General features: G+C 34.6%; 32 protein-coding genes. 5 read left to right on the forward strand and 27 right to left on the reverse strand.

The genetic code is table 11. The features are described from left to right. Position 1: 1 nt before the first annotated feature. From AC6CH4_RS06140 to AC6CH4_RS06155, 4 genes are all read right to left on the reverse strand, one after another. Positions 2-1,954 carry a hypothetical protein gene (locus AC6CH4_RS06140; protein ID WP_498101140.1) on the reverse strand — a complete coding sequence of 651 codons (1,953 nt, stop codon included), beginning with the start codon at positions 1,952-1,954 and terminating at the stop codon, positions 2-4. Between the two features lie 284 nt (positions 1,955-2,238). Further along, positions 2,239-3,042: an ImmA/IrrE family metallo-endopeptidase gene (locus AC6CH4_RS06145; RefSeq protein WP_498101142.1), complete on the reverse strand. Its 804-nt coding sequence runs from the start codon at positions 3,040-3,042 to the stop codon at positions 2,239-2,241. After that, positions 3,035-3,334, reverse strand: coding sequence for a hypothetical protein (locus tag AC6CH4_RS06150; RefSeq protein WP_498101144.1), 300 nt, complete (start codon positions 3,332-3,334; stop codon positions 3,035-3,037). Before AC6CH4_RS06150 ends, AC6CH4_RS06145 begins: the two co-directional genes overlap by 8 nt. Next, the gene (locus AC6CH4_RS06155; RefSeq protein ID WP_498101146.1) at positions 3,331-3,990 is read right to left on the reverse strand and encodes an RNA polymerase sigma factor; all 660 of its coding nucleotides are present in this window, start codon (positions 3,988-3,990) and stop codon (positions 3,331-3,333) included. Before AC6CH4_RS06155 ends, AC6CH4_RS06150 begins: the two co-directional genes overlap by 4 nt. A 148-nt stretch (positions 3,991-4,138) precedes the next feature. On the opposite strand from AC6CH4_RS06155, the gene AC6CH4_RS06160 reads away from it, so the two are divergent. Further along, positions 4,139-4,267 carry a hypothetical protein gene (locus AC6CH4_RS06160; protein ID WP_262510123.1) on the forward strand — a complete coding sequence of 43 codons (129 nt, stop codon included), beginning with the start codon at positions 4,139-4,141 and terminating at the stop codon, positions 4,265-4,267. Positions 4,268-4,349: 82 nt separating this feature from the next. Further along, a complete protein-coding gene (locus AC6CH4_RS06165) occupies positions 4,350-5,267 on the forward strand; it encodes a DUF8370 family protein (RefSeq protein WP_498101148.1) in 918 nt (305 codons plus the stop codon). 60 nt (positions 5,268-5,327) lie between these two features. Here AC6CH4_RS06165 and AC6CH4_RS06170 read toward each other — a convergent pair whose 3' ends face one another. From AC6CH4_RS06170 to kaiC, 8 genes are all read right to left on the reverse strand, one after another. After that, positions 5,328-5,927, reverse strand: coding sequence for a dual OB domain-containing protein (locus tag AC6CH4_RS06170; RefSeq protein WP_498101150.1), 600 nt, complete (start codon positions 5,925-5,927; stop codon positions 5,328-5,330). Positions 5,928-5,935: 8 nt separating this feature from the next. Further along, entirely contained in the window at positions 5,936-6,415 is a 480-nt protein-coding gene (locus tag AC6CH4_RS06175) for a DUF488 family protein, N3 subclade (protein WP_498101152.1), read from the reverse strand. Positions 6,416-6,420: 5 nt separating this feature from the next. Next, the gene (locus AC6CH4_RS06180; RefSeq protein WP_498101154.1) at positions 6,421-6,966 is read right to left on the reverse strand and encodes a DUF488 domain-containing protein; all 546 of its coding nucleotides are present in this window, start codon (positions 6,964-6,966) and stop codon (positions 6,421-6,423) included. A 370-nt stretch (positions 6,967-7,336) separates the two neighbouring features. Further along, positions 7,337-7,738: a response regulator gene (locus tag AC6CH4_RS06185; RefSeq protein ID WP_498101156.1), complete on the reverse strand. Its 402-nt coding sequence runs from the start codon at positions 7,736-7,738 to the stop codon at positions 7,337-7,339. A gap of 1 nt (position 7,739) precedes the next feature. Beyond that, positions 7,740-8,966 carry a sensor histidine kinase gene (locus AC6CH4_RS06190; protein WP_498101158.1) on the reverse strand — a complete coding sequence of 409 codons (1,227 nt, stop codon included), beginning with the start codon at positions 8,964-8,966 and terminating at the stop codon, positions 7,740-7,742. Between the two features lie 36 nt (positions 8,967-9,002). Next, complete coding sequence (locus AC6CH4_RS06195; RefSeq protein ID WP_498101160.1) at positions 9,003-9,302, reverse strand: circadian clock KaiB family protein; 300 nt, start codon at positions 9,300-9,302, stop codon at positions 9,003-9,005. A 3-nt stretch (positions 9,303-9,305) separates the two neighbouring features. After that, the gene (locus AC6CH4_RS06200; RefSeq protein WP_492965997.1) at positions 9,306-9,602 is read right to left on the reverse strand and encodes a circadian clock KaiB family protein; all 297 of its coding nucleotides are present in this window, start codon (positions 9,600-9,602) and stop codon (positions 9,306-9,308) included. A gap of 4 nt (positions 9,603-9,606) precedes the next feature. Further along, positions 9,607-11,283: a circadian clock protein KaiC gene (kaiC, locus tag AC6CH4_RS06205; RefSeq protein ID WP_498101162.1), complete on the reverse strand. Its 1,677-nt coding sequence runs from the start codon at positions 11,281-11,283 to the stop codon at positions 9,607-9,609. A gap of 487 nt (positions 11,284-11,770) precedes the next feature. On the opposite strand from kaiC, the gene AC6CH4_RS06210 reads away from it, so the two are divergent. Beyond that, the gene (locus AC6CH4_RS06210; protein ID WP_498101164.1) at positions 11,771-12,304 is read left to right on the forward strand and encodes a DUF6934 family protein; all 534 of its coding nucleotides are present in this window, start codon (positions 11,771-11,773) and stop codon (positions 12,302-12,304) included. 42 nt (positions 12,305-12,346) lie between these two features. Further along, positions 12,347-12,514: a hypothetical protein gene (locus tag AC6CH4_RS06215; protein WP_207556487.1), complete on the forward strand. Its 168-nt coding sequence runs from the start codon at positions 12,347-12,349 to the stop codon at positions 12,512-12,514. A 161-nt stretch (positions 12,515-12,675) separates the two neighbouring features. On the opposite strand, the gene AC6CH4_RS06220 is transcribed toward AC6CH4_RS06215, so the two are convergent. The 10 genes from AC6CH4_RS06220 to AC6CH4_RS06265 form a co-directional block, all read right to left on the reverse strand. Beyond that, positions 12,676-13,488 carry an SDR family NAD(P)-dependent oxidoreductase gene (locus tag AC6CH4_RS06220; RefSeq protein ID WP_498101166.1) on the reverse strand — a complete coding sequence of 271 codons (813 nt, stop codon included), beginning with the start codon at positions 13,486-13,488 and terminating at the stop codon, positions 12,676-12,678. Positions 13,489-13,699: 211 nt separating this feature from the next. Beyond that, positions 13,700-14,287 (reverse strand): TetR/AcrR family transcriptional regulator, encoded by a 588-nt coding sequence (locus AC6CH4_RS06225; protein ID WP_498101168.1) that lies wholly within the window; start codon positions 14,285-14,287, stop codon positions 13,700-13,702. 371 nt (positions 14,288-14,658) lie between these two features. Continuing rightward, a complete protein-coding gene (locus AC6CH4_RS06230) occupies positions 14,659-16,209 on the reverse strand; it encodes a DHA2 family efflux MFS transporter permease subunit (RefSeq protein ID WP_498101170.1) in 1,551 nt (516 codons plus the stop codon). Positions 16,210-16,464: 255 nt separating this feature from the next. Continuing rightward, positions 16,465-16,905, reverse strand: a complete 441-nt coding sequence (locus AC6CH4_RS06235; protein ID WP_498101172.1) for a PaaI family thioesterase — start codon at positions 16,903-16,905, stop codon at positions 16,465-16,467. A gap of 177 nt (positions 16,906-17,082) precedes the next feature. Next, the gene (locus AC6CH4_RS06240) at positions 17,083-17,673 is read right to left on the reverse strand and encodes a TetR/AcrR family transcriptional regulator (protein ID WP_498101174.1); all 591 of its coding nucleotides are present in this window, start codon (positions 17,671-17,673) and stop codon (positions 17,083-17,085) included. Positions 17,674-17,827: 154 nt separating this feature from the next. Further along, the gene (locus AC6CH4_RS06245; RefSeq protein WP_498101176.1) at positions 17,828-18,463 is read right to left on the reverse strand and encodes a hypothetical protein; all 636 of its coding nucleotides are present in this window, start codon (positions 18,461-18,463) and stop codon (positions 17,828-17,830) included. Between the two features lies 1 nt (position 18,464). Continuing rightward, the gene (locus AC6CH4_RS06250; RefSeq protein ID WP_498101178.1) at positions 18,465-18,752 is read right to left on the reverse strand and encodes a glycoside hydrolase family 30 beta sandwich domain-containing protein; all 288 of its coding nucleotides are present in this window, start codon (positions 18,750-18,752) and stop codon (positions 18,465-18,467) included. Continuing rightward, entirely contained in the window at positions 18,727-19,929 is a 1,203-nt protein-coding gene (locus tag AC6CH4_RS06255; RefSeq protein ID WP_498101180.1) for a glycoside hydrolase family 30 protein, read from the reverse strand. The genes AC6CH4_RS06250 and AC6CH4_RS06255 overlap by 26 nt, the downstream gene beginning before the upstream one ends. 24 nt (positions 19,930-19,953) lie before the next feature. Continuing rightward, a complete protein-coding gene (mgrA, locus tag AC6CH4_RS06260) occupies positions 19,954-20,949 on the reverse strand; it encodes an L-glyceraldehyde 3-phosphate reductase (protein WP_498101182.1) in 996 nt (331 codons plus the stop codon). Between the two features lie 60 nt (positions 20,950-21,009). Next, the gene (locus AC6CH4_RS06265; RefSeq protein WP_498101184.1) at positions 21,010-21,435 is read right to left on the reverse strand and encodes a GlcG/HbpS family heme-binding protein; all 426 of its coding nucleotides are present in this window, start codon (positions 21,433-21,435) and stop codon (positions 21,010-21,012) included. 180 nt (positions 21,436-21,615) lie between these two features. Here AC6CH4_RS06265 and AC6CH4_RS06270 point away from each other — a divergent pair, with 180 nt between their 5' ends. After that, positions 21,616-22,209, forward strand: a complete 594-nt coding sequence (locus AC6CH4_RS06270) for a Crp/Fnr family transcriptional regulator (protein ID WP_498101186.1) — start codon at positions 21,616-21,618, stop codon at positions 22,207-22,209. 167 nt (positions 22,210-22,376) lie between these two features. On the opposite strand, the gene AC6CH4_RS06275 is transcribed toward AC6CH4_RS06270, so the two are convergent. The 5 genes from AC6CH4_RS06275 to AC6CH4_RS06295 all read right to left on the reverse strand — a co-directional run bounded on the left by AC6CH4_RS06275 (position 22,377) and on the right by AC6CH4_RS06295 (position 24,334). Beyond that, positions 22,377-22,982, reverse strand: a complete 606-nt coding sequence (locus AC6CH4_RS06275) for a DNA-3-methyladenine glycosylase (protein WP_498101188.1) — start codon at positions 22,980-22,982, stop codon at positions 22,377-22,379. Between the two features lie 94 nt (positions 22,983-23,076). Then, on the reverse strand, positions 23,077-23,586 hold the full coding sequence (gene mug / locus AC6CH4_RS06280) for a G/U mismatch-specific DNA glycosylase (protein WP_498101190.1): 510 nt from the start codon (positions 23,584-23,586) through the stop codon (positions 23,077-23,079). A gap of 77 nt (positions 23,587-23,663) precedes the next feature. Next, entirely contained in the window at positions 23,664-23,915 is a 252-nt protein-coding gene (locus AC6CH4_RS06285) for a DUF7218 family protein (RefSeq protein ID WP_498101192.1), read from the reverse strand. Positions 23,916-23,952: 37 nt separating this feature from the next. After that, positions 23,953-24,168 (reverse strand): hypothetical protein, encoded by a 216-nt coding sequence (locus AC6CH4_RS06290; RefSeq protein ID WP_498101194.1) that lies wholly within the window; start codon positions 24,166-24,168, stop codon positions 23,953-23,955. Positions 24,169-24,190: 22 nt separating this feature from the next. Continuing rightward, on the reverse strand, positions 24,191-24,334 hold the full coding sequence (locus AC6CH4_RS06295; protein WP_498101196.1) for a hypothetical protein: 144 nt from the start codon (positions 24,332-24,334) through the stop codon (positions 24,191-24,193). Between the last annotated feature and the right edge of the window lie 250 nt (positions 24,335-24,584).

Consider the following 24,584-nt stretch of genomic DNA (forward strand, 5'->3'; position numbering starts at 1 on the left):
TTCATAGGTCATTTTTTGAAGCAATTATTTCCTTAAGCTTTTCATTTTCTTCAATTAAAGCTTGGATATCATTTTCTGCGGATAGTAATTGTTTAGTTTTAATTACTAAGAGTTCTTCTTTTTTAGAAGCTAAATCCTTGATATTTTGTCCCAAAATTAAATTCAGTTCATCTTTATAAGCCATGAATGGTTCATAAAGCCAATGATATGCATTGCCAATAGCACCATGAAATAAACGTAATTTTGGATTCCTTTCCTTAGCACCTGCAGTTAATATATGTTCAAGTGATATTCCGGGATATGGATCAATATAATATATTACTTTAATCCCCAATTGATAAGCTTTTTTAGAACACAACTCACAAGGGCTCGCAGTCGTAAATAGCTTACCATTTTGGATTCCTTGCCCGCCATATTTGCTTATTTGTAGAAAAGCACTTTCTTCAGCATGAAGTGATCTAGTGTGAACTTGATTCTTTCCATCTGAATAAGAATTTATAAGTCCTTTAAAACAGAAACAAAGATTTCTTCCTTTTAAATTCTTTCTGTTATTTTGGATATTTTGATTGTCATAATTTTCTTTAAAGGCTTTTTGAAATTCAGGATTTGATTTTTCATAAGAAGTAAATGCATCATAATCATCTTTACCAGACAATAAATCATCTGCATTTCTTAATGCGCATGGTACTTGACCCTCAGGTGTATTATTCCATCCAATTGCTTTAATTGCATAATTTTCATCCGTAATAGAAGCTCCTACTTGTCGTGAAATGCAACCAGAATTATATTTTGCCGTAAATGCAAGTTGCATACATCTTTCTTCTGGTGAAGGCGTTACTATGCCTGGTTGATCAATTAATGACAAAAATTTAAGAAGTTGCATTTGCCATGAAAAATAAGGTGAAACATTTTCACCTTTTGATAAAACTTCTTTATTTAAATCATCAATTTCATCATATTCTTTAAATGCTAAATGTATGTCTGAATTTTGAATACACTGAGAGACATTCTGTTTATAAAAATCTTTTGTCTTAGCTCCACTATATTCTTCTCCAATTAGCTTGTCTATATCGACTTGGCGATCATTCTTGTATCGATCTTTTATAACGTCCTTTTTTATGTTTTCAGTTCTATTTACAGCTATAGTATAGAATGCAGAAAAACGTTGCCTAAAGAACATTATTTCAAGTGGGTTTCTTAAGGAATCAATTACAATTTCAGTTGAAATTTGTGATTTTTTATTTTCTCTATCAAAAGCCTTAATAATATCATTTATTAAATCAACAACCGAAAAAACATTGTCTACATTGATATTTGTACAATCGTCATATTGGCTAGATTTTCTAATATTATTTCCTATAATCTGTAATAATTTATTGCGTTTTACTGTAGAATGTGTTTCTAACAAATTAAATATGTTATCTGATAAATCTTGAAATTCATTTGTAAGATATAAGTTTTTCAGATCTCTTGCTCTTCTATTTTTTAGCTTTTTCCAAATTATAGTAATCTCTTCATGGATTATATCAAAGTCATTTTTGAAAGATGACATTTTTTTAATTTCATTATCAAAATCACATAAATGTTCAAGTTTTGAATCGGCAAAATCTCTTCGTAAAAGTTCACTTTTTAAAAATTCTATAAAACAATCATAGTTTTTAGTTAGAATAAAAAGTAAAAGTATTTTTTTATAAGAAATCAAAATATGAGGATTGAAATTTTCTTTTGAGTATTCATAAACGATTCTATACTTTCTATACGAATTATGAGAAATATTAGTTGTACTTGGGTGCCTAAAAATTAAGTTGTTGCTACTAAAACCTTCCTTTAACCTATTTGCAACTTCGCTACATCCAGATCCTTTTCTTCCAGTTAATGCTATAATTGTAAAACTTTTTCTTAACTCGTAAATTTTCTCAATATTCATATTTGAATTCTTTATTAAATGAAGCATTTAATACCATTTGATTACTAAAAGTAGAAACATTTTGATTCTTAAATAATATAAATCAGTAGTGTTAAAATCTTAGATTGTAATAGTAAGGTTAAATATTTAAACTTTATTATGGAAAACCACAATTGACTAAAAAAATATTTTTAGCAAGTGTAACGATAAATAAAAATGAAGCAACACGTATTTATACGGTTTTTTGATTTTTCTGAACTGAAACAAAGCTAAGTCAGAAACATTTGTAGAGGAAGGACGGAATACTGATCGGGGATGGAGTGTGAGATTTATTATTCTTCCCAAATTATGCTAAGTGCTTGGTTTTTAAAAGGGAGGCAGTGTTCGAAAAATCTTCTATTAGTATCTTTGTTTGAAACATACTGAAACCAGTCCATAGCCCAAATTTGTTGGGTTGTTTCATGTTTTTTTTGTTTAGAAAAATATTCACCCATTACAGTATTTTCAGGAATTTGAAATTTGTTGAATAAAATCGATTTAAATGGAAAATCCTCACTAAACCAATACCATTTTATCTTATTGTCTTGACCAAAAACTATTAGTATTGGATGATTAGCTATATCAGCAAATTTAATAGCTGTGGATGTTAAACTAGTTTGATATTTTTTTGATAGCTGATCTAATAATAAAAAATTAAACTTCTTCTTATAACAATCTTTGAAAAAACGTTCTTTTGGCATAAGCAATGATGCTGCAAAATAATCAGCTTCCCATTCTACATATTTATCGGAAGAAAAATTTGTAAAAGAACTATGAGCTGGCACTAAACCAGATGAAAGAGCATTTCGATGTTCATCTATGAAATAATGCCCAAGTTCATGCGCAAATGTAAATCTGCAGCGAACTGTATGTGAATGTTTTAATCTATCTATGTTTAGATAAATATGAAATTTATTATTTAAGTGCTCAATCATACCATCGAAATATTGTTCATAATTTCCATAACAGAAAGAAATAGAATTTTTTCTAGCAATATATTCTGGATTTATTATATTATCAGGACAATAAGAATTTGCAATAAATTCTGCTAAATCTGACAATTCATTTTTTCGATGTTGTGATAAATGTTTATTCATTATTTTTTAATCTATCATCACGCATTTTTTTCAATATTTCTAAAGATAATTGTTTACCATCTCTAGCTGCTTGTGCTAAATTATCTGAATGCGGTGTTTCATCTTGTAAAATATCAATTTTGTTTGCAAAACCTTTTTTAAGAATGTTGAGAGGGTTGTCCCATTCTTTTGGTTTAATTGACTCGATATCCTTTTTGTAATTTTTTTCAAATTCAATTACACTTTCTTCATCAGTTGGAAATATGTATCCATGCGATTGAATTACCTTGATTAATTTATTTTGTTTGCTCATTTAGAGATTGTCTTTGTATTCGTCGGTTTACTATTAAAGTGATCAATTATCTTTTTATTGCATCGACTTTTAATAGCTTTGATATTGTCCCTAGTAGTTTTATGAACTTCGCAAAGCCAGTCCAAAGTTTCCGAAGGAGTATTTTTTCCTTCTTCATAAAATTCATAGAGAGTAAGTAAGATAGCTTTGTCTCTTTCTTTGAATGTATTTAAAACTTCATCCAATAATATTCTCATTTGTGAAAGAGAAATGTTTTCATCTGTTTCAATTTCGGGTGGATCAAAAATCTGTTCATCATCGTCAATAATTTTTAAATGATTTTCTTTTATTTCTTTATTTAATAAATCTTTTAGATTATTTTTTGCAATAGTAGATAAATATGCCTTAAACCTGGCATCAGTAATAAGATCAGAATGAGATTCATCTATTTGAAACAATAGTGGGTTTTCATATATCTTTAAAAAAGTATTATTCACAATATCATGAAGTATATCTTCTCTTAAAAAAGTATATTTTCTTTTTGCTTCAATTACTACCTTATATAAATACTTTGAGTACTCTTTATAAAATTTTATAAATGAATTTTCAGCATCTGATCTAAACTCCTCCTTATAGGCGAAATTCATTAGTATATCTTCTATTTCACTTTTCTTCAACTTATGAATGTTTATATTAATATATACTTAAAACAGTGACAATATCCCATTAATTTTTCATTTAGAATAAAACTTTGTCACTGAATCTTGTATATGTAAATATAAGAAGTTTAACAATATAAAATATTAGAAAGGAGGTGTAAAAATTATGGCTAAAGATTCAGATGGAAAAAAATTCAACAGAATTCCTGCATATACGAAAGTAGTTGATGGAAAAAAAATTGAAGTAAAAGAACATATTAGAAGTAACAGAAGTGATAGTAAAGGTAAAAAATAATGCTATTAAAGGTAAACAAATTCCACTCAGTTTTAAAATTGAGTGGAATTATAAAAATAAAATTTTAGAAAAAACTGTAATTATGAAAAAGAAGAATAATTTTGATGGGCATTTTAATGTCACAAAACAAACAGAACATATTAATATTTTATTGGGAAGTGATTTGGAACTTTTTATTGATCCATATAATATTGCTAATAATTTAGAGAATAAGATAGCGAAAAAGGTATATCTGAGAAGTAAATCATTTTTAGAATATTTAAACAGAACTTATATAGTTCCTAATGACAGGATAAATGGTCTTGCTTTTCTTTCTCATTTGCAGGAAGCAAATGAATATGGTTTTGGATACTCAAAGACAAATAAAGGAAAAGGAATTGGGCCGACTAAGGCAGAAGTAATTTTTGATTCCTTAAGTAATAATCTTTTTGCAAAAGCAGGAGTGTCGATAACGAACGAGGCACATAATGTGCTTTTATTAGTAAAGGGAATTGGGCCTGATAATATGTCTGATACTTTAGCTAATGTTTGCAGAGATATTTTTGCTGAATTTACCTATGAGCAATGTCAGTTACATGGTATTGCTACCTCAAAGGTTGAAATTGAATACTATGATTCTAGTCGAAATTGCTGGATGTTGAAAGATGTTAATCTACCTTCTTTTCATGGTAAAAACATTATATTAGTTCCTAAATTTTTAATTGGTTCTAAGAGAGCTTATACAAGTGCATTTAATTGGTTCATATCAAGTAATTATTTGTCGAAAGAAATCTTAGACGGAACTTTAAAAACTAGTAATTCAAAAGGATTTATAAACAGATTAAAAAATGGAACCAGAAGAGTTATTATAAAAAACATCAATAAACATTTTAAAAAGCCTAAAGGAGAATTAGTTGAATTTGTTAAAAAATACAATGGTTCGCTTTTGGAGTTTCAAACGCACATTAAAAACAATTTTCCAAATATTACTGATGACCAATTATTATTGATGTTAAGTTAATTTAGATTATGCTAGTATTGCTAAAAATTTAAAAAGTCCAGCATTTTTATGTTGGACTTTTTAGTTATACCATCCGGAAAGTTGTAGATAGCATTTGTCTCCAATAGTAGGATTATCTTTTGGATGCCACCATTTTGCCAAAGAAACTCTAATCAATGTTCCTGTTGGAATTGTAGAAAGTGGCGTTACATCACCTTTATAAGGCATTTTTTTATCTTCTTTGAATAAGGAGCTATAGATATAATACTTATTGTATTTAAAAATTAAGTCTTTATCGTTTTGCCAAAATCCAACACTATTTACTGGAATATTTTTTGGATCATCCAAGAAACCACTTCCATTTTTCCATTTTAATTTTGAATTAAATATATTGTGTAGTTCGCCTTTCCAAATAGTACAATTAGCTAATATGTGTTTTTTTGGATCCATTGTACCAATTAATCTTGCTCCAGATACTCTGACGTCTTCTATGTGAGGTGGTGTTGTAGGAGATTGTATGTAATTGATGTCCCAAACTTCACCCACTTTATATTTCGTATTTGATGGCTGGTAACCTCCATTTAAATCCATTAATCTTGTGTATTTGTTGGTTTGAAGCTCAATTCCTCCAATGCAAAAAAAATCTCCCCACTTTGTTTTTGCTACAATCAATACTTCCATACTTAAAATTATAAGTTATAAATTACTACGTTTAATTCTTTTTTTATTTTTTCCGTAATTAATGATCTATGACAAGCGCTTGAATTTTCCTCTACACAAAAAAGAATTATTTTTGATGAGTTTTTTAATTCAAGATTATTAATAAAATGTTTAATGTCAAATTTATTAAGGATCAGATTCTTGTATGCTTCTTTAAAAGTGTCGTCAAGTTCTTCACGAGTTTGTTTTAAATCATTTTTTTTTGAATCTGCATTTTTTTGTAAATTTCTTACTTCAGTTGATGGGGCTAAATCTAATTGATGAATATATTTTATATTTAATGAAGCTAATTTTTCCTGTAATTTAGTGCTATTAACAAAAGAATATTTCGAGCCTCTAACACCTCTTCTTTGTCTTACATCAATAAAAGTATCAATTTTATTATTGATAAGTTTATTGAAGAAAGTATCTTCAGAAGAGTTATAAACACCAATAGTATAAATTTCCATAATGGCTAATATTTTTTTCTCGAGGTTAAATTTTCGTTTCCGAACAAATTTGTCAAGTTTTTCCCTTGCATTAATTCATTCATAACCTTTTCTTGGTCTTTAGTTATTTTTGAATTAATGATGTGATTAATAGAAATATTATGCTTTAATAATTCTTGGCCTATTAATTTACTTCTATGACAAGTTTCTGGTTTGCTTTCACTACACATTAATCCTATTACTACTTTTTCAAGGTTTGCTTCAATTATTGTATTTATTCCTTCTTTAAAGAAATCTTTTTCTTTTACCTTTTCATAATCAACTTTTCCCTTTACATAACAGCTTATATCACTAGGTAACCCACCTAAATAATCACCTGCATATATATAAGTTACACCATTTTGAGCAAGTTCTGCTTCTAACAGATCTCTATTAAAATGAGGATTGAATTTAGAGTATGGTTTTGATCTAACATCAAATACGTACTCTATTTTAAAAGCATGTAATTCTTCAATGAATTTTTCTAAAGTTTTGTTGCCATGTCCAATAGAATATATTGTACTTTGGTCCATATGTTTGATGATTAAATTGAGTATCACAAATATAAAAACCATTATTGTGATGTTTCACTAAATTAGTCTATTTATTTAAATCATTAAGCAAAGATTACTATTTAATAATCAACCACTTTACGGAAAACCATAATTCATCAAAATTTATTTCTAACAAGTGTAAGTATAAATAAAAAAGAGACAATGCGTATTTATACGGGTTTTATAAAAAAAACTTCTCATGGAACCAAATTCCCTAGCCACGATAGAGGCGGTATCCTTTTTTGAGGCATTTTCGTCGATAAAAAGATATAGCCGATAGCGGGAAACAGCTCCCTAAAAAAAAACGAGACCTTCTCTCCAAAAGAAAAAATCTCGTCTCTATATTTTTTTAATCTTCAATAATACTCAAAATCGTCTTCGGGATTTCGGCGAAAGCCTCGAAGGAGTAGGGTTTTATGAGATAACCTTTTACACCCAGTACATCGCATTTTTGTTTGTACGAAGGGTTTATGCTGGTGGAATAGACAAAGCAGGGTATGTTTTTGAGGTCGTTGTGGTTTAAAATTTCCTGCAGTGCTTCGATGCCGTTGAGTATGGGCATGTTAATATCGGTCAGGATCACGTCGGGGGTTTCGTTTGTCGAATCTTTTAGGTAATTTAACAGTTCTTCGCCATTGGCTACAAGACTTACTTTGCTAAAGCTGGAGTTGTTGTTAAAGGTTTCGCAGATTACATCTGCATCATCATTGTCATCTTCGGCAATTATGATATGTAGCTTTTTTTCTGGCATTTTATACAATTGGAAAGTAAAGATTAAATGTTGTCCCTTCGTTCAGTGTACTTTCGACTGTGATGTTTCCGGAGTGGTTTTCCATAATCTTTTTGCAAATTGCGAGGCCAATACCGTTTCCTGAATATTCGTTTCTGGCATGCAGGCGCTGAAATATTGTAAAAATCTTAAAAAGATGGCTGGACTCCATTCCAATACCGTTGTCTTTGATCTGAATCTTTACAAATTTACTATTTTGATTTGGTAATTCAACGTCTAAATTGTCGGCCTGATAAATTTGTATCTCCGGCGGTTTATCTGTCTTGCAGTATTTAATGGCGTTGGATATCAAATTCGAGAAAAGCTGGCGCATTTGCACCCTGGACGCTTTTATTACGGGCAGGTTTCCGGCTTTTATATTGGCGTTTTTGTCTGTTATAATCACTTCGAGATCTTCCACTACTTCAGCAATCACGGTGGCCAGATTGATTTCACTGCGTTCTTCCTGCGCGGTATGCGAGGAGTATTGCACCAAATCATCGACAAGGGAATTGAGTCGCAAGACGGATAATTTTATGATCTCCATCGATCTGGCGTCAACTCCGTTTAAATAGGTACCGTCAATTTTTCCGTTATGCATGACGATTTTACGCAGCGGTTCTTTTAAATCGTGCGAAATGACGTGAATGAATTCTTCGAGGTTGCTGTTGATTCGGTTGAGCTCGTTGATTTTTCCTTCAAGTTCCTGCTGATGTTTGAGCAAGGCTTCCTCGTGTTTTTTCTTTTCGGTCAAATCGATTACTACGATTCCAATCGCATCTACAGACGGTTCAAGATCGGTGAGCGAGATATAGGCCGGAAAAGTAGTAGGGGAGCCACCATCGCTTTTAAAAAGGATTTCGTGCGTGCTAAGTCCGAATTTTAAAGCTTCAATAAGCGTGACAAACTGTGATGGATTGTCGAAAAACTCGTGCAGGTAATTCCCAATGATTTTTTCTGAGGGCGTATTGACCAGTTTTGCAAAAAAATCGTTGCAATACAGGATCAGGCCATTTTTGGCAATACTCAGTGCACCCTGTCTGAATTTTTCGATTAGGAGCCTATAAGTATAATCGGCTGTTTCCAGCGAATACAGCTGCGGCGTTCCGTTGGTGTTGACCACCAGGGCATCAACATCTCCTTCTTTTATGGCATCAACAATGCTATTGGACTCGTAAAGCTGTTGCTTTAAGGATTCAATTTCTGCCAATAAGGAGTCTATATTTTTATCGTTTACTATCAAATTCTATTCACTTAAATTAAGTATTCTCAATACTTTTTCCTTGTCTGATAAGTCTCCGAGAATGATTCGTCTGGGAGCAGGATGTATTTTTATTAAGGTCGGTATCGCTACAATTTGATGTATGACGGCCTGTTCTGTATCCCGGCTGATATCTACGATTTCTAATTCGTAGTTTTCATGCAGATATTTGTCGCATATGCGGCGTAAATTTTCAATAGCATGTCCTGATTTAACAGACATACCCGAAACAAAAAGCATGAACTTATGTTTGGTTGTACTTGTCCCATCAGCTGAATAATCCATTTTCTAAGAATTTAAGGGTTTAATATTAAGCCCTACAAGTACTCTCTCCTCATTTGAAAGATCACCAATGATCTTGCGAATGGGTTCCGGAAATTTTCTGACCAATGTTGGTACAGCCAAAATCTGATCACCTTCTGCCAACTGGGGATTTTTCAGCAAATCAATAATTTCGATGCTGTATTTCCCTGCCAGATGTTCTTCGGCGTATTTTTTTATGTTCTCCAATGCCTTTATCGATTTTGGCGTCTGGCCTGCTATATATAAAAGCAATTGCCATTCGGCTACAACTTCTTTTTTCATGGTTTTACTTTTTTTTCTTAGAAGACAGTTGTTCCTGCAATTCTTCTGTGGCTTTCAGAATACTTAATTCTTCCTGTGCCGATTCGAATTCATTTTTAAGTGCTTCTATATTGGCTTCCAGAACTTTGCGCTTGCGCTCAATTTCACGATCTTTTCGGTTAATTTCGTTCTGAAGCTTAATGTCTGATATTGTTTTTTTGAATTTGTGCGTTTGTCTTGCAGTGCCCGTAAGTATTCCCTGCGGACCTAATTCTACGTCCAGTAATTCAATTCCTTTATTCGTAATGACAAATTCCCTCACCTGGTTGGAATGGCCCATTCCTCTTGCTTTGATGATAAATATCCCGCGGTTTCTTTCGCCAATTCCTTCCATATCGCGTACCGTGACCCAGGTATCGACTAAGGAAGAAACGGATTCTTCGGCAAGGTCTGGCCTGAAATTGTCGGTTTGTTTGTTTAAAGACGTAAAAAGTGCCGTTATATTGTGCGCTTTTAGCATATCGATAAGCCTTACCAACATCGAACGTACTTCGTGTTCGCTTCCTACGGTGATCAAATTGCTTATTGGATCAATAATTATCGTTGTGGGCTTAAATTCTTTAATTAATTTTCTAAGTGTAAGCAAATGCAGCTCTAATCCGTTCAATGAAGGACGGGAAGAATGAATTTGCAAAATTCCCTTTTTGATATGTTTTTGAAGATCAATACCAATCGATCTCATGTTGCGAACCAATTGCTGTGGCGATTCTTCAAACGCAAAATAGATGGTTCTTTCGTTTTTTTTGCATTGTTCATTCGCAAAATAACAGGCCACGGTTGTTTTTGCTGTACCGGCTGTTCCCGATATCAATATATTGCTGCCGCGAAAAAAACCACCGCCATGAAACATATCGTTTAAACCCGGAACTCCTGTCGAAACGACTTCAGAACTGACTTCATTATCGAGTTTTAGAGACGTAATAGGCAATACTGAAATTCCTTCTTCGTCAATCAAAAACGGATATTCGTTGGTACCGTGTGTAGATCCTCTGTATTTTACGATTCGGAGTCTTCTGGTCGAAACCTGTTCGATAACACGATGGTCGAGAACAATCACGCAGTCTGAAACGTATTCTTCCAATCCCTGACGGGTAAGGGTTGCTTCGCCGCGTTCGCCGGTAATAATGGCGGTTACACCTTTGGCTTTAAGCCAATGAAATAAACGTCGGAGTTCGGCTCTCAGGATCGCCTGATTGTCCAGACCTGCAAATAACGATTCTATGGTATCCAATACAACTCTTGTCGCTTTTACCGAATCAATAGCATAGCCTAATCTGATGAATAAACCATCCAGATCGTATTCGCCTGCTTCTTCAATTTCTGATCTTTCGACACGAACGTGATCGACTACTAGTTTTTTGTCTGCTTTGAGCTTTTCAATGTCAAAACCTAATGATTTTACATTTAAAGTAAGGTCGTCCGACGGCTCTTCAAATGACATGAAGACCCCGGGTTCGTTATGATCGGTGATTCCTTTAATCAGGAATTGCATTGACATTAATGTTTTCCCACAGCCGGCACCTCCGCAGATTAAAGTTGGACGTCCTTTTGGTAAACCTCCGTTTGTAATCTCGTCGAGTCCGTCAACTCCGGTTGGAGTTTTGGGGAATATAAAACGATGTGATTTTGATTCTTTTTGCACTTTATTTAAATATACTGTTTACTCAAATATACGTTTTCTTACATAATTAACAATTAATATTTATTAAAGATTTAACACCCGTTTAAAGAAATTGTAAAGAATTTAGGTAAAATAAGGGTTTTGATTGCTTTATAATTGGAAATGACGTTAAATTTCTGAATCTGTGGTAGTTTTTTAGATGGGAAAGATGTAAGATATTTGAGGGAAGATGTAAGGTGTGTAAGAGGGAAGATGTGAGAGGCAAGAAGCAAGATGTGAGAAGCAAGAGGCAAGAGGCAAGAATAAAGAATATAGAATAAAGAATATAGAATAAAGAGGCAAGAAGAAAGAAGCAAGATGTAAAATGTAAACTGTGATTTATAGCAGGTATAAGTAATAATCTAATATGAAAACTGCGACTAAAAATGAAACATGAAACCTGAAGAAAAAACAAAGAATATCTTTATGAAATATAAGAAAATATCTATAGTATTGTAAGAAAAAAGATTTGAAGGAAATTGATATTTATGAAACGAGCTTGTCAGTAGAAAATGCTATTGTTCAATATCTTTTTGAGAGTGCAGGGCAGAGGAAGGTTATTAAGGCTGTTCAGTATTTGGGTTTTGAGACTAAGAGCGGTCAAAAGTTATATAATTTAGGTTTTGGTGATTATGACTTTGAAACTAAAAGTATATCTGACAATGAAAATACTAATAATGGAGACATGAGAACCGTGTTTAATACGGTGTTAAATACAGTTCCTAAATTTTTTAAGGACTATCCGGGATTCCCTATTTATGTTCAGGGTAGTGACAGCTCCCATTTATTTGAAGAAGAATGTAGAAATTCCTGTTCTAAGAAGTGTACTGACATTTGTAAAAATAAGGACAGAAGAATAAGAACGTATACCTATTTTTTTAATAAACACTTTGAAGAGCTTTCAAAAGAATATATATTTTTTGGATTTGATGAAGCCAAAAAAAGTTTTGTTCGATATGTGCCTAAAAATAAATACATTGCTGTATTGGTTTATAAAAAATAAATAGATAATTTTGTATTAATAATCAATTAAATATAAAGGATTATGAAAAAAGAGAAGATTGTGAAAACAACAAAAATCATTTCCATGTCTACTGCGACTAAGAAAAAGATTTCTAAAGTTGCTGAAGAGATAAATGGCCGAAATTTATTCACAGAAAAAATTGAACTTGCTCAAAAAACTTTGGAAAATTTAAAAGCATTACCAATTTAAATTTGTCATCATAATAATATAAAAGCGATCTAATAGGTCGCTTTTTTTATGAACCTAAAACTTGAAACCTGAAACAAAACAAACAAAAAACAAAAAACGAGATCATTTCTCTTAAAAAGAAACGACCTCGTTCAATCAACTTAAAAAAATCAGAATATAAATTATCCGTGTGCTGCTACAGAAACATCAGCCCATTCATTCCATGTTGCTAGTTTTTGTTCGTAGGCATGTGTGGCAAATGGTAAAGCTACTTTTCCTAAGAATAGGCGTAGAGGTGGGTTTTCGGCTTCTACTAATTTAATGATGGCTGGTACTGTAGCGTTAATTTGTCCGAAGGTATCAGGATCATGTCCTTCTGCAATCGCTTTTTTAAGTCCGTCGTAAGCGTCAATGCTTTCGCTGTTGAATCCGTTACCCCAGATATCTGTGAAGTAACCGTTTGGTTCTACCAAAGTAACGTTGATTCCGAATTGTTTTACTTCTGAAGCCAGCGTTTCGGTAAGACCTTCAACGGCAAATTTAGAGGCATTGTAAAGACCTAGATTTGGTAAAGTTGTGATTCCTAAGATAGAAGAAACCTGAATGATATGACCGCTTTGTTGTTTTCTCATGGTTGGTAAAACGGCTTGTGTTAGCCATAAAGTTCCGAAGAAATTGGTTTCGAATTGTGCTCTTGCTTCTTTTTCGGAAGCTTCTTCAACCGCACCGTTTAAAGCATAACCGGCATTGTTGATCAGAATATCAATAGTCCCGAAATGTTGCTGTACTTTTTCTACGACTGCAAATGATTCTGCGCGATTGTTTACGTCTAGTTTAAGAGGTAAAATTGCGTCTCCGTATTGTGCTTTTAAGTCGGCCAGGGTGTCGATATTTCTGGCTGTTGCAGCTACCTTGTATCCTTTTGCTAAAAATGCTTCTGCCCAGGCTCTTCCGAATCCTTTTGATGCTCCTGAAATTAAAATTGTTTTTGACATGATTTCTTAATTGTTAATTGTTAATGATGAATTGTAAATTGTTTAACTGTGTATTTGTTTAATTGTTTAATTGTTTGTTGTTTATTGTCTATTGTTTCGATTGTCATTGCTATTGATTTTTGCCATTGCTATTAATCTTTGCACCTTTGTAACTTTGTGCCTTTGAATCTTTAAAAATATGACCGAAAGGTCATTTTTTGAATAAAAAAAATTAGAGGCTGTTTTCCTCAATCATTGATTTTAGGGTATTGGTGACTACTTTCATTTTATTGTTGTTGCCGGACATTCTTGAAATTAGGTGGCCGCCTTCCATCATCGCAAAAATTACGGTGGCAAAATCGGCTGCGTTCCAGGCGGGGTTGAATTCACCGTTGGCAATGCCTTTTTTGATGCTGTTTTCCAGTAATTTCTGGTTGTATTTAATCCCCTGATTGATTTTTTCTTTTACAACGGGGTTGGTGTCATCTGCTTCTGTTCCGAAATTCAGCAACGGACAACCACCGGTTAGGGGCGGATTTACTGCATTGCTAAAAAAATCGATATACGTAAATAACTCGTCTTTTGCTGTTTTGCTTCTGCTGATTTGAGCCATCAGTTTATCACCCAATACTTTCATATTATGATCTACAGCAGCGCAGGCTAAAACTTCTTTATTCTCAAAATGAACGTACATGCTTCCTTTAGACAGTTTGGTTGCCTCCATAATATCGCTCATAGAAGTGGCTGCGATCCCTTTTGTATTAAAGATAGGTGCTGCTTTATCGATGATGAATTGTCTGGTTTCTTCTCCCTTTGCCATGATAGCTTTCATTTTTACTCTGCAAATATATGACCGATTGGTCATGTAATCTAATTTTTTATGATTTATTTGTGAAATCGCACACAGATGACGCGGATTTAGGCGGGTTTGCGTTGATTTTTTTTGCCACAGATTTCACAGATTAATTTCTATGTCTTAAATTTATTTCACGCAGATTTAGGCAGATTTGCGCTGATTTTTTTTTGCCACAGATTGTATGGATTTGGAGGATTATTTTTTCTGTGTGCATAAATTTTGTTTCTCGCAGATTAAGCAGATTAGGCAGATCAAATCATTATAATCTTTTTAATCTGTGGCAAAAACTAAAAAAATCAGTGCAAACCCGTTCAATCCGTAAAATCCGTGGGCAATCAATGATCGGAGAGTATGATATTGGTTTTTGGTTTTTTGGATTTGTTCATGACCAGTAATAATAGGGGTAAAGTGAGGGCGAAAAATAAACCGACGAGGAAAAAGGCATCCCGGTAACTTAATAAGGACGATTGTTTGGTTACGATGTTTTCCATTAGTTTTAAGGCTTTTGCTCTGGCTTCATTGTAGGCAAAACCTCTGTGTTGGAAATAACTGATGTAGGCGTTTATTCTTTCCATTGCTTTTACGTTATCTGGCGTTACGTTGGAAATTAATACGTTTCTGTGTTCGGCGTAACGATGAGCTATATACGTATTGATGATCGACACACCAAAAGAACCACCTAACTGACGCATCATATTGTTGAGCGCTGCACCTTGTCCGACATCTTTATCGTCAAGCGAAGAAACAGCAAGCATGGTTAGCGGAACGGTTAATAAAGCCAATCCCAAAGCTCTGAAGATAAGTGCAGTTGCGACTTCAAAAGCGCTGGTGTCTAGTGATATTTCGGACATTCTCCAATTAAAATAAATAAACAGCAGGAAACCTGTCGCGATGATGAGGACGGGAGAAACACCTTTTTGCAATAAAGTGCCGCAGAGCTTTAAGGCGACTAAGGCAAATAAAGCACCCGGAAGCAAAAGCAAGCCCGTTTGATACGGAGAAAAACTCAAAAGACGCTGCGCGACAACGGGACTAATGTAAATCGAAATAAACATTCCGAAACCGGTAACGAAAGTCAGAATCGCGGCTATACTTAACGATTTGCTTTTCAGGACCCGCAGGTTCACCACGGGTTTATCGATTTTTAGTTCCCAATAAATAAAAGCCAGTAAAGTGACCGTGGCAATGGCGGTTAAAACTATTATATAACGGGTTTCGAACCAATCTTCGACTTCGCCTCTTTCTAAAACGGTTTGCAGTGCACCAACGCCAATGGCTAATAAGGCAATTCCGGTCCAGTCGACTTTTGAGATTTCGGGTTTTACGGGAGGTTCTTTTAGCAGAAAGTAACAGGAAATCGCTACTAAGATTCCAATCGGAATATTAATTAAGAAAATCCACGGCCAATCGTAATTCTCAGTAATATACCCGCCAAGCGTTGGTCCGATCGTAGGTCCGATGAAAATTCCGGCTCCGAATAAAGCCCCTGCGGTAGATTGTTTGTCTTTCGGGAAAAGTTCGAAAACTACCACCTGAGAGATGGACAATAAAGCGCCACCGCCAATTCCCTGTAGAAATCTGAAAAAGACTAACATCCAGATATTAGACGAATGTCCGCACATAAACGAACAAAACGTAAAGAGAATAATCGAACCGATATAGTAATTACGACGCCCTAAATTAGCGCTCAAAAAACTCGTAATCGGAATGATAATTACATTAGCAATGGCGTATGCGGTAATGACCCAGGAAGTGTCTTCCAGCGTCGCACCCAGATTCCCGCTCATATGCGATAGCGCCACATTGACAATAGAAATATCAATAAGTTCCATAATCGCGGCAAGGATTACGGTAAAAATGAGCAATTTTCGTTGTAGTGATGTCATACTATTATTTTATACCAATCGGTATATTTTTAATTTTAAAAAAAAAGTATTTAAAAATATATTTAAACACATAGAAACATAGCTTTTTTTAGCTTAAAAAGGCATTTCATTTATTTGAAAATACATCAGCTATGTGTGAGAAACTAGTTTCTTTTCATATTCTTTTTAGTCAGGGAAAACTATGTTTCTATGTGTTAAATTTTTTTGTTTGCTATATCAATTGGAATTTGGAATTTTAAATATTGGAATTTCAATTTAAAGTTCCTGCTTCACAACATTAGTCTTAAAAAGATTAGAATACGCTGTCGCAATTAACCTCGTCTGGGCTTCATTCCAGATTTCGCATTGGGCATTCACGAATTGTCTTCCTTTTTTAATGATCGATGTTCTGGCGATAATGGTATCGCCCACACGAGCCGGAGCAAAATAATCGACATTGAGATTGATGGTTGTATAGAAATTTTCTTCATTTAAAGAAATCATCGTAGCGCCAATACAATCATCTGCAATGGCTGCAATAACACCGCCGTGAAGTGATTTAATTGGATTTGACATTTCTTCCCGAACTAAATATTGAAAGGTAACGCTGCCGTCTTCCGCCGCTAATACTATTGGTCGCATCCAAAGCATAAAAGGCGATGGCGAAGCAGTAAATTCTCTGTCGATGTGGTTTTGAAGTACTTGTAAACGTGTCATACTTTTTGAGTTATGGGTTAGGAGTTATGAGTTATTAGTTATGAGTTATGAATTATGAATTATGGGTTATGCGGGATGATTTTTTAACTAATAATTCATAACTAATAACTCATAATTATTTTATACTGATCGGTATATTTTATTTGCTTAAAAAAGCAATATTGTTATTGCTTCTTTTTATTCTAATTCTTCTATTACTTTTTTTACTGAGTGCATGACATTTGATAAGTCGGTTAGATTTCCGGTTAGTTTGCTAATCATTACTCCACCTTCTATTAGCGCTATAATGGTTAATGCAGTTCTTTCGGTATTGATTGATTTTGCTTTGAATTCTCCGGCTACAATTCCCTGGTCGATGAAATGCATTATTTTTTCTTTCCAGTAAATAAGAGTTCTTTCGGCATACTTTCTTAAAACCGGATGGGTGTCATCAGATTCGATTGCAGTGTTTAGAATGGGACAACCGCCTTTAGTGACTTTCAAATTAGTATATTCCGAATAGAGTTGGGGATAGACCAATAATTTTCCTTTGAAAGTAGTTTGCTTATCGATTTCTCTCGAAAAAGTATCCTGAAGTTTTTTGACATTATACTTAAACGCCGCAATGGCAACCTCGTCTTTATTTTCGAAATTTCCATAAATACTTCCTTTGGTGAGCCCAGTGGTCTCGGTGATATCACTCATCGAAGTACCGCTGTAGCCTTTCATATTAAAGATTGGAGCCGTTTGTTCTATGATAAACTGTTTGGTTCTTTCTGCCTTACTCATGATTTAGTATGATTTAAGACTACAAATATATACCAATCGGTATAATTATTTATGGTTTTTATAAAAATATTTTACGAAGACAATCAAGAAGCGAAGATGATATAAATAAAAACTCCCGTTCATGGCGGCGAACGGGAGTTTTTGGCATTATAAATTATTGGGCAGTAAAGGTCAAATAATCAAAATTCATATTTCCGTTGGAGACAATATGCAGACGTAAAACCTGCTTTCCTTTTTTAAGTTTTATAGTTCCAATGGATGCTGAACTGTTCCAATGATGCCATTGACGCCAATCGATCGGATCTTTGTCATCATGGGTGGAGGCAATTTTCATTTTTCCCGTAGCATCTTTTCCGTTAACATCAATACTGATTTCGCCGTCGCCGTTTGCGGTATAAAGCAAACCAATTTTATAGGTTCCGGATTTTGTTACTTCGACGGTATAATTAATCCATTCTGATGGAACGGTCCAGCCGACATAAAGGTCTCCAATGCTTCTTGGTACTTTATTAAATGGATTATTATCAATATCATCCGCTTTGGAATACGAAATATCAACGCCTTCGTTTATTCTGAATTCATTCAACGGATTTCCGTTTACCGGATTTAGTTTTCCGCTTCCGTTATTTACAGCATCGGTATCGTGATAGGCAATTCCTTCGCCTCCCTGATCGTACCATTCGCATTCAATTTCCCCGGGAATCTGTTGCGGTTTCAATGCTTTTGAAGTTTGTGCGATACAACAACAACTCATCAAAACAATAATAGGAAGTGTTAGAAACGCTTTCATATTATTGAACTTCTAAAGTTGCAATAGAATGTGCCGCACTGGTAATTTTAGCCGCTTTTCCTTTTATCCAAAGAAAATACTCGACATCAGTTTCGCCAGAATTCATCACCACAACTTCCAGTTTATTGTTTTCATTGACAAAAGCAGTTGACAAAAGTTTATTGCTGCTTGAAGAACAAGCAATACGTTTTGCTCCGGGACGAATGAATTTAGAGAAATGTCCCAGGTAATAATAACCGTTGGTATAAATCAATTTTCCGGTTTTAAGATCCGCGTGAATAGGAGCCATGCAGAAATTCTGAACATGATTTGGTCCTCCTTGTTTCATCCAATAAAACATTCCAGTCTGTCCAGGCAACGGTTCCGATATTAAAATCATTGATCATCGACATCCCGTATTTTTCACCATAACTCCAGTCGGTTAATAATTTTTGATCGAAATCGGCTGCACAACCTTCCGTTAAAATTAAGGGTTTATCCGGGAATGCTTCTGCTACACGACGTTCGGCTTCGAAATTCATTCCGTTTTTCATCCAGTCTTCGTACCAGTGATAGCCAACGCCCCAAACATATTTGGCTGCGTCTTTATCCTCTAAAACCGTACTTACGCGTTGATACATTAAATCACGATTGTGATCCCACATGATTAGCTTCTTTTTAGAAAGCCCCACTTTTTGCATGGTTGGTCCTAAAAAGTTTTTGATAAAATCACGTTCTTCTTCAGCTGTAAAAATACAGGACTCCCAACGCTGTACTGCCATTGGCTCATTTTGAACAGTATAACCCCAAATCGGAATGCCTTCTTTTTCATATTCATTTATAAACTTCACGAAAAAGTTAGCCCAGCTTTGGTGGTATTCCGGTTTTAAAGTTCCGCCCTGTAAAACATTATTATTGGTTTTCATCCAGGCCGGCGGACTCCATGGCGAAGCGTACAAAGTGATTTTGCCTCCGGCTTTTGCGATAACTTCTTTAATAAACGGAATTCGGTATTTTCTATCGTGACTAATATCAAAGGTTTTTAAGTCTTTATCACCTTCCTGAATGTAACTGTAAATATCGCTGGAGAAATCACAGCTTTGCATATTCGTACGTGCTAACGTATATCCAATTCCTTTTTCTTTGTCATAATAGGCCGTCAGAATTTCCTGTTGTTTGTCTTTTGGAAGCTGGTAGAAAACTTCTGCGGAAGCGTCCGTTAATGCGCCTCCAATTCCTAAAAGGGTTTGAAAAGTCATCGCCGGATCTACAAAAACCGAAACTTCTTTTTCTGTTGGCTGTGGTTTAGGTGTAAACGAAAGCGTTTCGGTTTTGGTTAACTTTTTATCCGTATTTTTTATAGTTTCATAAACGGTAACCGTTTTGAAATCGTACGTTTTAGAAGGCTTTTTCTGCGCAAATCCGCCCGTGGCTAAAAGTCCGGAAAACATGATGGTCAGACATGTTTTGGTATGGAATGGATTCATAATTGTGGTTTTTTGGTTAGTAGTTTATTTTAAAATCTGATTAATATGCTGCAATTCATGTTCAGAAAAAGTACTGTTCTGAAGACAGCCAACAGAATCGATTACTTGTTCCGGTTTGCTAGCTCCGATGATTACAGATGAAATTCGTTTATCTTTCAAAACCCATGACAATGCCATTTGAGCCAATGTCTGACCTCGTTCTTCAGCCATTTTATTCAATTGACGGACTTTGGCAATATTTTCAGGTGTAATAGCATCTTGTTCTATAGCACCATTTCCACGATGCGCGTTTGCTCTTGAATTCTCCGGAATACCGTTTAAATATTTATTGGTCAAAAGTCCTTGTGCAAGAGGAGAGAAGGCGATTCCACCAATTCCGTTTACTTCTAAAACATCCAGTAATCCCTCTTCAACAGAACGTTCAAACATAGAATATTTTGGCTGATGAATGACACAAGGCGTTCCTAATTCTTTTAAGATGCGGTATGCCTTTTCGGTTTCAGCCGGACTATAACTCGAAACACCCACATAAAGTGCTTTTCCCTGGCGTACAATCAAATCTAACGCCGCCATGGTTTCTTCCATGGGCGTATTCGGATCTGGTCTGTGATGATAAAATATATCCACATAAGGAATCCCCATACGTTTCAGACTTTGATCGAGACTCGCAATTAAATGTTTTTTGGATCCCCAATCGCCGTATGGGCCGTCCCACATTGGCCATCCGGCTTTGGTAGAAATTAAAAGCTCGTCTCGATAAGATTTAAAGTCGTGTTTGAATAATTCACCAAAAGTAATCTCAGCAGAACCCGCAGGAGGCCCGTAATTATTGGCAAGATCAAAATGGGTAATGCCGTTATCGAAAGCAGTATGCAGAATTTCGCGGGCATTGGCGATATTATCAATTCCGCCAAAGTTGTGCCACAAGCCCAAAGAAAGAGCAGGCAATAATAATCCGCTATTGCCACAACGGCGGTATTCCATTTTTTGATAACGATTTGTATTTGGTAGGTAAGACATTTTTTAATTATGAGTTATGAGTTATGAGTTTTTTGGAGCCTATTGCTTATTGCTTAAAGCTTATAGCTTTGAAAATGCTTTTTCTACTATTTCCAGATCGGTTGTGCCTCTGAAACCGCTAAATCCGATTGATAATTTTGTTCCGTCGCTTAATGTTAACGGTTGTCCGCCTTGCCAGCCGATAAGATCGGGAGCTTCGATTCCGTTCGCATTTTCTTCTACGATATTGTTGAAGACCAACTTTTCATATTCGCCTGTTTTTACTCCGGTCAGCCAAACCTGACTCGCTTTTGTCCATGCCACTTTGTACGATTGTCTTCGGCGAGGTTTGTCTTCGCCGTACATTCGACCATAAACAGCTCCATCTTCATCAATAATACAAATGGCAACATTTCCATTCGAAATTCGTTTGTCTTCGTCTATTTGAAGGTATTGCGGAATTAATTTTTCAATTGCTGATAAAGCCAGGGCAATTTGTTCTTTCATAGTTTATGGTTTATTGTTTTTCTGCCTAAAGCCTATTGCCTACAGCCTAAAGCTTACAGCAAAAAACAAAATTCAATCATTTAATTAATTCATTTCTTAAACTAGATCAAGAAATAATTGTAAATAAAACCTCTTATATTTACCCCCTGATAAAGCCACAATCGATAAAAAAAGATAAAAATGTTTCAGCAAATTCACGATTACCTTTCCAGATCTGCCCGTCTTTCTAAGGAAGAAGTGAAAATCTTTGAGAAACATCTTGAACTTAGAAAGATTCCGAAGAAAACCATTTTATTGAGCGCCGGTGAAATCTGTAATTTTGAAGCATACATCAATAAAGGCTGTATCAGAGAATATTTTGTCGATCGCAACGGAATCGAATTGACGCTCCAGTTTGCCATGGAAGATTGGTGGGTAAGTGATATTACCAGTTTTGAAGATCAGGTGCCAAGTGATATGTATATTGAAACGCTGGAAGACTGCGAACTTTTGGTTTTAACCCGTCAGGCTAAAGAAAATCTGATTAATGAAGTACCACAATTAGAACGAATGTTTCGTTTGATGATCCAGCGGCATTTGTCCAAATTGCAAAAACGATTGTTCAGAACCGTTTCTTCAACCGCGATGGAACAGTATGTAGAATTTATCACCCGTTACCCAACAATATCCCAACGCGTTTCACAACAATATATCGCTTCTTATCTCGGAATCACTCCTGAATTTTTAAGCAGATTGCGAGCGAAAAATTTGAAAAGTGGGAAGGGACAGGAGTAAATAAATGTTGTTTCTAAGTATTTATTTTTTTCGTTTTTTACGTCCTTATTTTTCATTTTTATTTGAAAAAAGCACCATAAGTAAAATCAATAGTAGTTTACTATTGTTTTGTTATTCTGATATATATGTAGTATTTTATAATGTGATACTTTAGGACATTTTTAAACTTAAATTTTATTAGGTTTGCTTACATATTTATTGCCTTTAACAAAAAATCTCCAGGGTAAAAAGGCATCTTCCTGTGCATATGCGACACCAACTCTCGGCGTTGCGACAATGTCATTTTCTACATAGCGAATGCCGTGATCTTCCACCCAGATTTCTTCTCCGCCTAAATCTTTTTGATTAAAAGTGTTGTCAATTCCTAAAGCTTTAGCCGCAGAACCCGGACCAGATGAAATAGCACTTTTAGTGACCGGCATATTTCGTCTTGATTCCATTATTTCTGTACCTGTCAGGGGCTCAATAGCTCGTATTAACACAGCATGTGGTTCATTTTTAACAGATGTCACGACATTGAATAAATGATGAATGCCATAACATAAATACACATAAGAAACGCCGCCTTCGCTGTACATTATTTCTGTTCGGTTAGTGCGTCGTCCGCCATAGGCATGAGAGGCCTTGTCTATTTCGCCGAAGTAGGCTTCGGTTTCTACGATTATGCCCGCTGTAATTTGCCCTTCGATTTGAGTGAAAAGCACTTTTCCGAGCAAATCTTTGGCCAGGAAAATTACGTCCTGATTCAGATAATAGGATAGTGGTAATTTCAATTTTATATTAATTTTAAACTTTAATTAAATAGTTTTAATTTATTGTTTATTAGTTATATGTGTTGTAAAAATGTGCATAATTTAAATATTCTTTTTAAGAATTATTTTGGGCGATATACTGGTGGAATTCGGAATAAGCGATGACAAGCTGTTCCAGATTAAATCCCCGATTTAAACCACTGGGATTTGGCAGAATCCAGACCTTTGTACCGCAAAAATCTTCCGGCTGTAATCCCCACAAAACTTTCTTTTTTCCTGAAAAGGATTGGTAGGCTGCCTTTCCTAGAAATGCAATATACTTCGGTTGGTATTCTGTCATTTTATTTCTAAAAGTTTCTAAAGAATAATCAAACTCTTCTTTTGAAAGTTGATCTGCGCGAGCTGTTGCTCTTTCGACGGCAGTAGTAAGTCCATATCCGAATTCTAATATAATTGCATCATTAATTGGTTCAATTTGGTAAGGCGTAAAACCTGATTGATACAACACCTTCCAGAAACGATTGCTTCGTCCGGAAAAATGATATCCATCTAAAGCAGATTTTAAACCGGGATTAATTCCACAAAATAGAACTTTAAGATTTTTATTGATAAGATCAGTTAACATTGTTATTGAATAGGATAATTAAAAATACAAAAGCTCAATCGAAAAATTGAGCTTTTGTATGAAATAAAATTTCAGGTTTAATTGTTGCGCAGGGCATGAGATAGTTCCTGTTTTGTCATGTTGGATCTTCCTTTTATACCCATTTTTTTAGCTTCCTGATACAAATCCTGTTTGGTTCTGTCTTCATAGTCACCTGCTTTACCACCTCTTTTTTCGGCTCCCTGACTGTTGGCTATTCGCGCAGATTTTTGTTTACTATACCCTTTATCGCGCAGTGCTTCGTATTGGTCCTTATCTTTAATTTGCGGACCCGGATCTTTTCCTGGCATAATGTTTCAATTTAAAATAGTTATACTAAAGTTCTGATTAAGAATCAGATTTGTCTTTTTTATCAAAAGCCTCATCTGAATAATCTTTAAGTTCATCCTCTAAAGCGTCATCAAGATCTTTGTCGAGTTGAGGTTCTATGTCCTGTTTTAATCTTTTATTTCTCTTTTTCTTGCTGACAGAATGGATTAATTGTTCTTCCGGGTGAAAATTGCGATCGTCCAGACCGAAATCTTCGTTGATCTCTTTTGGCATAATCTAAAGGTTTTATGGGATATTAATATTTATTCATCTGAACTGATTTCCTGGTCTCAATATTTGACTTCTCATTACTTCTGGCCGAAGTCGGCTTACTCTCCATTTTTTTAGCAGATGTTCTGGAACTGTCTTCAACGTTGCTTTTATGATTTGAAATATTCATATCATTTCTTTTTAAAAATTAATATATACAAATTTAAAAACGCATGAGAAGTAAAGATTATACTTTTTTTAATTTTAATTATATTATTATCAGAAGGTTATGGTAGTTTATTTGTTCTTTAAAGGTACTCTTTTCTCCTTGAAAATGATGCATTTTGCGTCATTATTGATTTATCTCTTACGGGAGGCAGAAGAAGATATTTGCCGCCTTTTCCTTTTCTACGCCAGCTGGTCCAACATCTTCAAGAGCT

It is taken from the genome of Flavobacterium sp. GQ95, from assembly GCF_059758655.1.

What these genes read in the sequence shown, in the direction of transcription:
- AC6CH4_RS06145 (WP_498101142.1), bottom strand. Translation starts at nt 3,042, where the DNA reads ATGAATAAACATTTATCACAACATCGAAAAAATGAATTGTCAGATTTA.
- AC6CH4_RS06235 (WP_498101172.1), bottom strand. Translation starts at nt 16,905, where the DNA reads ATGACACGTTTACAAGTACTTCAAAACCACATCGACAGAGAATTTACT.
- AC6CH4_RS06175 (WP_498101152.1), bottom strand. Translation starts at nt 6,415, where the DNA reads ATGGAAATTTATACTATTGGTGTTTATAACTCTTCTGAAGATACTTTC.
- AC6CH4_RS06270 (WP_498101186.1), top strand. Translation starts at nt 21,616, where the DNA reads ATGTTTCAGCAAATTCACGATTACCTTTCCAGATCTGCCCGTCTTTCT.
- AC6CH4_RS06160 (WP_262510123.1), top strand. Translation starts at nt 4,139, where the DNA reads ATGGCTAAAGATTCAGATGGAAAAAAATTCAACAGAATTCCTGCATAT.
- AC6CH4_RS06240 (WP_498101174.1), bottom strand. Translation starts at nt 17,673, where the DNA reads ATGAGTAAGGCAGAAAGAACCAAACAGTTTATCATAGAACAAACGGCT.
- AC6CH4_RS06180 (WP_498101154.1), bottom strand. Translation starts at nt 6,966, where the DNA reads ATGGACCAAAGTACAATATATTCTATTGGACATGGCAACAAAACTTTA.
- AC6CH4_RS06290 (WP_498101194.1), bottom strand. Translation starts at nt 24,168, where the DNA reads ATGCCAAAAGAGATCAACGAAGATTTCGGTCTGGACGATCGCAATTTT.
- AC6CH4_RS06215 (WP_207556487.1), top strand. Translation starts at nt 12,347, where the DNA reads ATGAAAAAAGAGAAGATTGTGAAAACAACAAAAATCATTTCCATGTCT.
- AC6CH4_RS06185 (WP_498101156.1), bottom strand. Translation starts at nt 7,738, where the DNA reads ATGCCAGAAAAAAAGCTACATATCATAATTGCCGAAGATGACAATGAT.
- AC6CH4_RS06230 (WP_498101170.1), bottom strand. Translation starts at nt 16,209, where the DNA reads ATGACATCACTACAACGAAAATTGCTCATTTTTACCGTAATCCTTGCC.
- AC6CH4_RS06265 (WP_498101184.1), bottom strand. Translation starts at nt 21,435, where the DNA reads ATGAAAGAACAAATTGCCCTGGCTTTATCAGCAATTGAAAAATTAATT.
- AC6CH4_RS06255 (WP_498101180.1), bottom strand. Translation starts at nt 19,929, where the DNA reads ATGAATCCATTCCATACCAAAACATGTCTGACCATCATGTTTTCCGGA.
- AC6CH4_RS06150 (WP_498101144.1), bottom strand. Translation starts at nt 3,334, where the DNA reads ATGAGCAAACAAAATAAATTAATCAAGGTAATTCAATCGCATGGATAC.
- AC6CH4_RS06245 (WP_498101176.1), bottom strand. Translation starts at nt 18,463, where the DNA reads ATGAAAGCGTTTCTAACACTTCCTATTATTGTTTTGATGAGTTGTTGT.
- AC6CH4_RS06195 (WP_498101160.1), bottom strand. Translation starts at nt 9,302, where the DNA reads ATGGATTATTCAGCTGATGGGACAAGTACAACCAAACATAAGTTCATG.
- AC6CH4_RS06200 (WP_492965997.1), bottom strand. Translation starts at nt 9,602, where the DNA reads ATGAAAAAAGAAGTTGTAGCCGAATGGCAATTGCTTTTATATATAGCA.
- mug (WP_498101190.1), bottom strand. Translation starts at nt 23,586, where the DNA reads ATGTTAACTGATCTTATCAATAAAAATCTTAAAGTTCTATTTTGTGGA.
- AC6CH4_RS06165 (WP_498101148.1), top strand. Translation starts at nt 4,350, where the DNA reads ATGAAAAAGAAGAATAATTTTGATGGGCATTTTAATGTCACAAAACAA.
- AC6CH4_RS06140 (WP_498101140.1), bottom strand. Translation starts at nt 1,954, where the DNA reads ATGCTTCATTTAATAAAGAATTCAAATATGAATATTGAGAAAATTTAC.
- AC6CH4_RS06250 (WP_498101178.1), bottom strand. Translation starts at nt 18,752, where the DNA reads ATGGCTCCTATTCACGCGGATCTTAAAACCGGAAAATTGATTTATACC.
- mgrA (WP_498101182.1), bottom strand. Translation starts at nt 20,949, where the DNA reads ATGTCTTACCTACCAAATACAAATCGTTATCAAAAAATGGAATACCGC.
- AC6CH4_RS06170 (WP_498101150.1), bottom strand. Translation starts at nt 5,927, where the DNA reads ATGGAAGTATTGATTGTAGCAAAAACAAAGTGGGGAGATTTTTTTTGC.
- AC6CH4_RS06225 (WP_498101168.1), bottom strand. Translation starts at nt 14,287, where the DNA reads ATGGCAAAGGGAGAAGAAACCAGACAATTCATCATCGATAAAGCAGCA.
- AC6CH4_RS06285 (WP_498101192.1), bottom strand. Translation starts at nt 23,915, where the DNA reads ATGCCAGGAAAAGATCCGGGTCCGCAAATTAAAGATAAGGACCAATAC.
- AC6CH4_RS06295 (WP_498101196.1), bottom strand. Translation starts at nt 24,334, where the DNA reads ATGAATATTTCAAATCATAAAAGCAACGTTGAAGACAGTTCCAGAACA.
- AC6CH4_RS06220 (WP_498101166.1), bottom strand. Translation starts at nt 13,488, where the DNA reads ATGTCAAAAACAATTTTAATTTCAGGAGCATCAAAAGGATTCGGAAGA.